Annotated in this window: 8 protein-coding genes; 3 read left to right on the forward strand and 5 right to left on the reverse strand. The window is 61.6% G+C overall.

Annotation, left to right across the window (positions count from 1 at the left end):
* Positions 1-16: 16 nt before the first annotated feature.
* The 4 genes from VBE63_RS14325 to VBE63_RS14340 all read right to left on the reverse strand — a co-directional run bounded on the left by VBE63_RS14325 (position 17) and on the right by VBE63_RS14340 (position 3774).
* A complete protein-coding gene (locus tag VBE63_RS14325) occupies positions 17-571 on the reverse strand; it encodes a polysaccharide biosynthesis/export family protein (RefSeq protein ID WP_323683706.1) in 555 nt (184 codons plus the stop codon).
* Between the two features lie 16 nt (positions 572-587).
* Positions 588-1877, reverse strand: coding sequence for an outer membrane beta-barrel protein (locus VBE63_RS14330; protein ID WP_323683707.1), 1290 nt, complete (start codon positions 1875-1877; stop codon positions 588-590).
* A gap of 101 nt (positions 1878-1978) precedes the next feature.
* Positions 1979-2710, reverse strand: a complete 732-nt coding sequence (locus tag VBE63_RS14335) for a hypothetical protein (RefSeq protein ID WP_323683708.1) — start codon at positions 2708-2710, stop codon at positions 1979-1981.
* Between the two features lie 380 nt (positions 2711-3090).
* Entirely contained in the window at positions 3091-3774 is a 684-nt protein-coding gene (locus VBE63_RS14340; RefSeq protein WP_323683709.1) for a transglutaminase-like cysteine peptidase, read from the reverse strand.
* Between the two features lie 104 nt (positions 3775-3878).
* Here VBE63_RS14340 and VBE63_RS14345 point away from each other — a divergent pair, with 104 nt between their 5' ends.
* Together VBE63_RS14345 and VBE63_RS14350 are read left to right on the forward strand one after the other, a co-directional pair.
* Complete coding sequence (locus tag VBE63_RS14345) at positions 3879-4616, forward strand: metallophosphoesterase family protein (protein ID WP_323683710.1); 738 nt, start codon at positions 3879-3881, stop codon at positions 4614-4616.
* Complete coding sequence (locus tag VBE63_RS14350) at positions 4609-6033, forward strand: O-antigen ligase family protein (RefSeq protein ID WP_323683711.1); 1425 nt, start codon at positions 4609-4611, stop codon at positions 6031-6033. Before VBE63_RS14345 ends, VBE63_RS14350 begins: the two co-directional genes overlap by 8 nt.
* Positions 6034-6148: 115 nt before the next feature.
* Here VBE63_RS14350 and VBE63_RS14355 read toward each other — a convergent pair whose 3' ends face one another.
* Positions 6149-6910: an IclR family transcriptional regulator gene (locus tag VBE63_RS14355; protein ID WP_323683712.1), complete on the reverse strand. Its 762-nt coding sequence runs from the start codon at positions 6908-6910 to the stop codon at positions 6149-6151.
* Positions 6911-7221: 311 nt separating this feature from the next.
* Here VBE63_RS14355 and VBE63_RS14360 point away from each other — a divergent pair.
* Positions 7222-9278: phosphoketolase (locus VBE63_RS14360; protein WP_323683713.1), on the forward strand; the 2057-nt coding region annotated here is incomplete at its 3' end.

A 9278-nucleotide genomic window follows, 5' to 3' on the forward strand; every position in this document is an offset into this window, starting at 1 on the left:
GCGTGCCAGCTTAAGGCTAGAAGAAGCGTTCTTTGACTGTGACGATGTCATCCGGCAGCACCGACGTGGTGTTTTGAACCGAGTCGATCTCCTCGCCGTTGCGCTGGATGATGATCTTGTTCTTGGCCGCGCGGGGCGTGAAACCGCCGGCGATGGCGACTGCGTGCAGCACGGTCATGTCGGCCACGTAGGGGTAGCTGCCGGGGTTCTTGACCTCGCCGATGACGAAAAAGGGACGGTAGGCGAGGACCTCGATGGCAACGCTGGGCTCGCCCATGAAGCCGGCCTTGAGCCCTTGCTCGACCAGGTCTTGGGCCTCCACTGTGGTGCGGCCGCCGACGGCGATTGGCTCGATGAGTGGCATGGAGATGGAGCCGTTGGCGCTGACGATGTATTCGCCAGTGAGATAAGGCTCGCCGAAGACGGTGACTCGCAGCTTGTCGCCGGGGCCGAGGAGATAGTCCCGGCCTTGGGCGAGAAGCTGGGGGGCGGTGAGCATCAGCAGTAGGCCCAGTATGACGGCGATCTGCGGGAGCCGGCTGTGGCCGTTGTCTTGCGCTGTCAAATTCATCTGAACATCCATTAGGTTACAAGCTGAGCCTCAGGCCAATCTCGGCGAGGTGCTGGTCATAGTCTGCGGAGTCGAGGCTGCTGTCGCGCTGGCGGTAGCGGACATCGGCGCGCAGGCTGATAAAGCGCGTGAGGACGTACTCGAGGCCAGCCGAAACCCCAGAATCGCGGTCTGTGCGGGCGCTGCCGACGAAATCGCTGTCGCTGTAGTTTAACCCAGCGTTGAGAGTGAGCGAGCGCAGCAGCTGGTGCTCGACGTTGAGCGCGAGGAAGGTGTTGACGACGGCCGAGGCGTTTTGCACGGTGGTCTCGTAGGTTTGGCGGCGCAGCGAGCCGATGACCGAGGTGAGGGCGGTTGGGTTCCAGAGTGCTTCGCCTCGCAGCGTCAGGGCTTGGGTGCCGCTGATGTCGTCGAGGTCGCTGTTGGCGAAGTCGCGCGGGTGGTATCCGAGCCCGACGTCGATCACCCAGAGGTTGCTGATGATCTTTTTGGCGCCGAGGTCGATGGTGAAACCGCTGTTGTCGCGGTTGGGGTCGCCGAGCTTGGTCGGGTCGTCGTAGTCGACGTCGTTGAGGCTGATCTCGAGGTATGCGGTGCTCTCGGCGAAGGGTTCGTAGCCGAGGCGCGTGGAGATGCGGGTCTCGGTTCGGTCGCGGTCGGAGTTGTCGATGGTGCCGCCGCCAATGGCATTGCTCTTTGAGTAGGTGACGCGCTCGATCTCGCCAGTGATGCCGGCGGTGAAGATGCCGAGGCTGCGCTTTAGGCCAAGCGCGGCGGTACGCTGGTCGAATTCGAGTGGCTCGGCGGCGGCGCCGACGTTCTCGGCTGAACTGCGCGGGGTGTGCGCATGCCGGTAGCGCAGGTCGGCGGTGAGCCGGGTGCCGTGGCTGATGTCGAGGCGCGTGCGGTTGCTGAAGTGGTAGTCGTTGTAGTTTTCGTCGCTGTTGTCGCGATAGAGGCCGCTATCGGCTCCTATCTTGAACAGCGTTTGATGACGGTTCCAGTCCGATTCGAGCTCGACCTCGGGTCGGATGCTGGTGATGAAATCATCGATCTCGTTGTCGGCGGTCGCAAAGATGTTGCTGTTTGAGGTTTCCGTTAGTTGCAACACTGGCGTTAGGAGCCAGGCGCCGAGGCGGGCGGAGCCGATGTCGTAGGCGTCGAGCAGCCGTTGGGTCTCGAAGGGGCGTTGACCGACGCTGATGTTGTATGCGATCTGCGACGGATCTTGCGCTCGGGCGAGCGGCGTGGCGATGAAGGCGCCTAGGATTGGGCTGGCAACTAGCGCTGTGGTTAGGGCTCGCACGAACGTCCTCTGTTCCTCTGTTGCTCATCGCTGCCCAGACGATTCTCGGCTAAAACCGCCACCGAGGCGAAGGTGCCTCGGGGCGGGGCGTTTCAGGTCGATTAGCGAAACCCGAAAACGAAGAATGGGGGGCCTGCTGGGACGTTGAAGCCGTTTGCTGGGCTGGCGACTGGGCGCGGGCGGTTAAAGAACCCGGGTGGGATGCCAAAGGAGAAGCTTGCCGTCGAGAAGTTGGTCAGCGCTGCTTGGGCTTCGGCGAGTTCGACCGCATCGGCTGCGAGGCTGTTGAAATCAGCGACGGCGGTGATGATGGCTGTGTCGGTGGTGGCGAAGCTGCGGGCTTGCTCGGTGACCTCTGTGCCGGTCAGGGTCATCTCGCGGCTGTCTGCGGCTTGCTGTGCCATGGCGACTGCGCCATGAACGTCGGCCAGGGCTTGGGCTGTGGCGGTGGGGGCTGCAGCGGCGACGCCTGGCGTGGTGAGCGTGTCCACCGCGATCGCGGCGAGTACGACACCAAGCTGCGGCTCATTGACGGCGGCGGTCCAGGCGCTATTGACCAGGGCCTGGGATGCGGCGGCGGCGTCGGCAGGCGAGGTGGCGGCCAGCGCGCCCAGGCTTTGGCGAAGCTGCAGCAATTGCTCCTGCGAGGGGGCAGTCTCAAGCGCGGCGCTCAGACGCTTCTCGAGGTCACCTTGAGACAGCCCTTCGGTCAGGGCCGCCTTGGTGACGGGCAACAGGGCCTGGCTAGAAGCGGCCTCAGCGGCGGAGGCGTGCCCGGTCGCGCCGAGCACGAGGGCCGAGGACAGGAGTGTAACGGCGATACGGGATTTCATGGTGTATGCCTCTTTTCGATAGGGGTATAAGGATGAATAAAGCTTGTTGAGCTAACGATGATCTTAGTATCACTGTTTCCAAGGCACGGCAACCCAAGGGTGTGAAATCCTGACCGAAGGAGCGAATCTTGGCGACGACTCGCGCACTACAAGGGAGCAAAGATGACCGTTGGGGTTGTCATGTGCACCAAGGTGGAGCGGATCTAGTTTCTTAGTGGAGCAGCTCTAGTTTATTCTCGAAATTCTTGATCATAAAGGTCGAGTGTTTCAGTTTAAAGGCGCTGCTGCCCTGTCGGCTTGTCTGGTTGAGCGTTGGTGCAACGCCCTGCTCACTTGAGCAGCCATGCAGTGCAAGTGTTGTGCCCAGATTACTTGGCGGCTCACTTAAACAGCCACCAGGCGTCTTCATTGGCTGCGAAGACTGGCTTATAGTGATACACAGAGTGTGCGGGGACAACGCTGTCCATCTCGTTGTCCAGAAGCATGATCTGGTTGTCTAGGCGGACGAGAGTGACAGTGTGGTTGACGTTGCGCTTGCGGTCTTCTACGGCCACGATTCGAAGATCGTCGTTGTTGAACCCGAGCGCGCGCAGGCCAAGAAACTTGGCGATGGCAAAATCCTCACAGTCGCCGGCCTTTTTGTTGAAGAATTCTTCGGGCGTGGCCCAGTGGTCGTCGCTTCCCCAGTTCATGGGGTCGGTGACGTAGGGATGGTTGTTGACGTACTGATTGATCTCGCGGAGCTGCACGGCTTTCTCCTGGCCGCGGAGCCGGCTTAGAAGGCGCTGCCAGGGCGCATACCCGCAGTTGTTGGCTTTGCTGAGGCGGCACTGCTGAAGTTGTTGTTGCTCGGATTCATAGCGCTCGAGCATCGTTGGCCACTTTGGTAGCCCGCGCAAGCTGTTGAACTCCTTGCCCGTCTCGCCGAAGATGCCGTAGTGATCGAAGTCTCCGGCCGTTGCAGGGCTGGCGATGATCAGCTGAGCCGCGATGCAGGTTGCTAGCAAGGGTGCTTGGCCGAGGCGCTTGCGATGGCACGGGTTAGGCTCAATCAGGGCACTCATCTCTTTTGGGTCTCCAAGTCTGCTCCAGAGGTACTGTGATGTTGGGATGGTTGCGACCTAAGCCGAGGCACGAGCGGGCGATCCCCGCCCGGACCCCGGACGGGATGCGAATCTATGCGGTGGGGGACATCCACGGCCGCGCTGACTTGGTTGAGCAATTGCAGCATCAGATCGGGCAAGATGCCGCTGAGCATGCCGGGAAGGAGCTGCATCTGATCTACCTTGGCGATTACGTTGACCGTGGGCCTAATAGTCGTGAGGTGCTGGAGCTGCTGAGCGCGAAGCCGCCGGTGGGATTGGTGTCCCATTGTCTGATGGGGAATCACGAGCAGGCGATGTTGAACTTTTTAGATGATCCGGTCGGGGCTGCACAATGGCTCAAGTATGGCGGCCTGGAGACGATTGAATCTTATACCAGCGATGGGTGGGAGATAGACCCTGATGATGTGACCGGTATGGCCATGGCGTTGCGTGACGCGCTGCCGGAGCATCAACTCGCCTTTTTAAAGGGGCTGGAGCTATACCAGTGTTTTGGGCATTACCTTTTTGTGCACGCGGGTATTCGGCCGGGTGTGCCATTGAAGGCCCAGCGCGCCGATGATCTGCTCTGGATTCGGGGGGAGTTTTTGAACTCAGCAAAGGTACATCCGTTTGTGGTGGTGCATGGCCACCACGTCGGCGATGCGGTCGAGGTCCATTCCAACCGGATTTGTGTTGACACCGGTGCTTATGCCACGGGCAGCTTGAGCTGTTTGATCTTGGATGGTGCGGATCGGCTGCGCATGGATACGCGAGAGGGTGGGCCTTTCCCGCTGGAAGGGGAGGCTTACGCGCATGGTTGATGCGGCTGTCTTGGGCGCGGCTAGGGTAGATCGCTCGGCGCCTGTGCGTGGCTTGCCGTTTTGGATCTTGACCGGCGTGTTGGTGTTTAGTCCGCTGCCGCTTGCGAGCGTTGCGCCGGTGTGGCCGGCGTTGTATGGGGTATTACTGGCGTTTGCGATCTGGCTCTATCTGCTACAGCGGTGGCGGTTGAGGCGTGCTATTCCGCTGCCGCCGTTGGCGGTGGTGGCGGCCAGCGGGCTGCTGCTCGGCGTGACCCTGTGGGGATTTGTGCAGAGCCTGCCTGGTGTTGCTCCTGGGTGGCAGCATCCGGTGTGGGCGCAGACTGCAACTTTGCTGGAGATGCCGGAGTTGGAGGGTGCGCTGTCACTGGTGCCGGAGCGCTCGGTTGAGGTGGCCACCCATTATCTGACCTATCTGGCGTTTGCCTGGCTGGCATTCTGGTGCAGCCGGCGCGGCCGGAACCAAGATCTTCTGCTCAAGGTGTTTATCGCGACGCAGGCTGCCTATGCGGCCTATGGGCTGGTGGTCTATTTTGCTGGGACTGAGACCATCCTCTGGTTCGACAAGGATGCCTACCTTGGCGTCTTGACCTCGACCTTTATCAATCGCAATAGCTATGCGACCTATGCCGGACTTGGCACCCTGGCGGCGCTGGCCTTGATCTTGCGCTATCTGCGCCGTTTGCTGATGAGTGATAGCGATGGCGACAGTGATGCGCGCTCGCGGTTGCGGGACTTTGTTGAGACCTTTACGGTTTCGGGCTGGCCGGTTGCGATGGCGGTGCTGCTGTGCTTTCTAGCCCTGCTGCTTACCGAGTCACGGATGGGATTGATTGCGTTTTTGGCTGGGGTTGCGGTGCTGTTGCTCGGCTGGAGTCTGCGGCTGCCGGCCGGCCGGCCGCGGGCGGTTGGGTTAGGGTTGGTCAGCCTGCCGCTGGCGTTGCTGGCGCTGAATCTTTTTCTGAGTGGCGATCAGACGGCGGCGCGGTTTGAGTATCTGTTTGAGCGCGGGGATGGCCGCTTCGAGGTCTATCCGCTGATTCAGCAGGCGATTGCGGAGCGCCCTTGGACGGGGTATGGGCTTGGCAGTTTTGAGTCGGCGTTCAGCTTGTTCCGAGACGAGACGGTGCCGTTCTTGTACCGGCGTGCGCACAGCGATTATCTGGAGCTGGCGATGGAGATCGGCTGGCCTGCGACCCTTGTGCTAGTGGGGGCCTTTGTGCTGATGTTGGTCTCGGCGCTCATGGCGGCCATTCAGAGGCAGGAGTTCGAGCTAGCCCTGCTGTTCGTGGCCGCGACGGTGCAAATCGGTCTACATTCCTTGGTCGACTTTAGCATGCAGATGCCAGCCGTTGTCTTCGCCTACCTATTACTAGCGGGACTAGCCTTCGGTAGTTCAGCCCGGACTCGAGTGTAAAAACCGTTGCGGGTATCCGTTTCGGGGACAGTGCGGCCTGGCAAGCCTGCGTTGCGGCGACAGTTTACTGATCTGTCCGGTGATTAGGTTCTGTGGCTATAGACCTTGCTGCTCGCTAGCCGAGCTGTTCGGAGATGCTTTGTCCGGCCCTTTGCAGATCTTCGATCCAGGCGAGCTGCCGGCGCTCGATCAGCGCCGAGATCGAGAGGCCGCCGGCGACGCGGCCAGTGCTGTCGTAGAGCAGGACGCCGATGCAGCCGACGTCGAGTTCTGCTTCTTCATCGTCGAGCGCGTAGCCTCGGTCGATCGCGTCCAGACAGGCCGCGCGCAGCCGCTCGACATCGCTCAGGGAATGACGGGTATAAGCCGGCAGGTTGGTGCGCTCGGCATAGGCGCGGATCGCGTCCTCGCCGCCAGCGCCGAGCATCAGCTTGCCGACGGCGGTGACGTGCAGTGGTGCGCGGGCGCCGATGAGCTGTTGCACATGGATCATCCGATTGGGCGTGGCCTTTTCGATATAGACCACCTCATCGCCCTCGCGAATCGTGAGATTGATGCTCTCGCCGAGCTGGTCGCGCAGGGTCTCCATCACTGGTCGTGCAATCGCGCGCAGGTCGACATCACCGCGCAGGCGCACCCCAAGCTGAAGCAGACGCAGCCCGAGCCGGTAGTGGCCGGCGGGGTCGCGCTCGACAAAGCCGTTCTGGATCAGCGCGGCGAGGATGCGATGCGCGGTCGAGGCATGCAGGCCGGTTTCCGCCGTGAGCACCTTGAGACTGACTGGATCGGGATAGCGGGCGATGGTGTCGAGCAGAGCGGTGGCGCGATCGATGACCTGGATACGGGGTGTGGCGTTGGGTTTGGGGGTGGATGTCATTGCGGGTGCCGGCTTAGTTTTGGAGGAGGATTTAGGCACGGGTGTGGTCTCTCAGGTTGTCTTTTTCGCATTATGGAATCTTTTCCTTATTGCGAAAATCCTTATGGAGTCTCAATCTATGCGTCAAGCAGGCTGAGTCCGTTGCTGGAGCCATCTCTGAACGGCTCGCGAGGTCGGCCGATTTTGTGAGGTTGGCCGATCTTGTCCTGATCGTGCTTCTACCCGGCTAAGCCTTTGACTGCGAGGCGGCATGGGTCGGTCTCGACCCTACTGACCTAAAGACGCGACTGACATAAAGAGGATTCTGAATCATGAGCGCATCTGCTTCCGCGGCCGCTAATGGCCAAACCCAGGCTCAATCGACAGCGATTCCCGCCTTCTGCGAGGGCGTGCTGCACTTCGGCACCCTGCCGCACAATTTTTCAGTGCTTTCCGAGCCGGCGATTGCAGAGGGTCAGACGGCGATCTCGCAGGTCGATGAGGCGGCGGTGTTCCAGACGCGCCTGATCGCGGATGCGCTGCGGTATTCGACGTTGCAGCTCTGTGCGTCGAAGGAGTCTGGGCATCCGGGCGGCTTTGCGAGCTCGGCGGATGCGATCGCGGCGCTGATCATGCTGGGGCACAAGAACATTGTGACTGAGGTGGGCCATCACGCACCGGGCTTCTATAGCAGCATGTTCTTGGATGGCTCGCTGGAGGCGATGGGCATCAGCACCATGACGCAGATGCAGGAGCGTTTTCGCGAGCGCGATGGGCTGCTTGGGCATCTCTCCGGCGCCATTCCGGGGCTGCTGGCGCCTGCGGGTCCGCTCGGTCAGGGGCAGCATTTTGCGATGGCGGGAGCCTACTTGAACCGCGACAAGCTGTTCCCTTGCACCATCGGCGATGGCGGCCTCGGCGAGCCCTACATCCTCTCGTCGATGAAGCACTTCAACACCAGTTATCCGGAGGTGACGAACTTCCTGCCGGTGCTGATCTGGAATGGGTACAGCCAGGAGCACCATTCGATGGTGTCGCTGATGGATAACGCGCAGATGACGGCGTACTGGCAGACGCATGGCTTCGAGCGGGTGATCCTGATTGATGCCAAGGCCTATGACGATGCGGATCAGCCGGAGGCCTATGTCGATAGCACGCTGTTTAGCGAGTCGGCGCGCGCGGCCTTTACGCGGGCGGTGTTGGACGGTATGCGCGAGGCGGCTGAATCGGCGATGAGCGGCACGCTGACGGCGGTGATCATCAAGCAGTTGAAAGGCGCCGGCGTGCATGCGCGTGGGGCTAAGTCGCACAACCTGTATCCGGGCGATAAGCCGGAGAAGCCGAGTATTGCCGAGGCGCTGGAGCATGGCGCGCTGGCGCCGGAGGCTTGGGCCTTGGTGCGCACCTTGATGGCGCGCGCGGGCGGAGGTCCGGCGGGCCGGGTGGCGGTGACAGAGTCCGAGCGTCTGTTGCCAGAGGTTGGTGAGCTGCCGATGCAGGCGTTTGCGGTCGGTGAGAAGGCGGTGCCTTCGACGGCGATGGCGGAGATGGTGGCGACGCTGGGCGAGCGCGATCCGTTGTTCGTGGTGACCAATGCCGATGGCAATGAGGCCTCGGCGATGAAGGTGATCAATGAGCGCTTGAAGATCCGTCATCCGACCGTTGATCCGCTCTATAACCAGGCGCCGACCGGTCAGGTGTATGAGCCGCTGAGCGAGGATGCCTGTGCCGGCCTGGCGGCGGGGATTGCGTTGTTCGGTGGGCGCTCGCTGTGGTTGTCGTATGAGAGCTTTGCGATCAATGGCTGGCCGATCGTGCAGACGGTGGCGCAGGCGATGGCGGAGCTGCGGCGGCGCACGCCGGCGGTGGTGAGCATGTTTACGGCGGGGGCGTTGGAGCAGGGCCGCAATGGCTGGACCCATCAGCGCCCGGAGATCGAGAACTATCTCGGTGGGCAGATGCGCAATGGCAATAGCTATCTGCTGTATCCGGCGGATGCGAATATGATGCAGGCGGCCTTTGCTTGGGCGACGTCGCAGTTCAATAAGTGCATCAGTATCGTGGCGAGTAAGTCGGCGTTGCCGGTGTATACGACGCCGGAGCAGGCGGCGCGGGCGATCGATGAAGGGGCGGTGGCGTTGTATGAGTCGCCGGCGGGCGCGGGGTCTTTGGTGGTCTTTGCGGTGACGGGGGATATGGTGCTGCTGCCGGTGTTCGAGGCGAAGGATGCGCTGGAGGCCGCGGGGCATCGGGTGCGCATTGTGGCGGTGGCGAATCCGCGGCGGTTGTATCGGGCTGGGGATGTGGCTTGGTCACACAGCTCGGAGGCGGATGGTCGGTTTATGGATGATTCGGCGTTTGCGGATTTGTTCGATGGGGATGCGTTGGT

Origin of the sequence: Lamprobacter sp., assembly GCF_034860625.1 — a bacterium.
Lineage (GTDB): Bacteria > Pseudomonadota > Gammaproteobacteria > Chromatiales > Chromatiaceae > Lamprobacter.

Bases quoted from the DNA above. Each gene is read 5' to 3' on its own strand.
- VBE63_RS14325 (WP_323683706.1), bottom strand. From the start codon at position 571: ATGAATTTGACAGCGCAAGACAACGGCCACAGCCGGCTCCCGCAGATC.
- VBE63_RS14335 (WP_323683708.1), bottom strand. From the start codon at position 2,710: ATGAAATCCCGTATCGCCGTTACACTCCTGTCCTCGGCCCTCGTGCTC.
- VBE63_RS14340 (WP_323683709.1), bottom strand. From the start codon at position 3,774: ATGAGTGCCCTGATTGAGCCTAACCCGTGCCATCGCAAGCGCCTCGGC.
- VBE63_RS14345 (WP_323683710.1), top strand. From the start codon at position 3,879: ATGCGAATCTATGCGGTGGGGGACATCCACGGCCGCGCTGACTTGGTT.
- VBE63_RS14350 (WP_323683711.1), top strand. From the start codon at position 4,609: ATGGTTGATGCGGCTGTCTTGGGCGCGGCTAGGGTAGATCGCTCGGCG.
- VBE63_RS14355 (WP_323683712.1), bottom strand. From the start codon at position 6,910: ATGACATCCACCCCCAAACCCAACGCCACACCCCGTATCCAGGTCATC.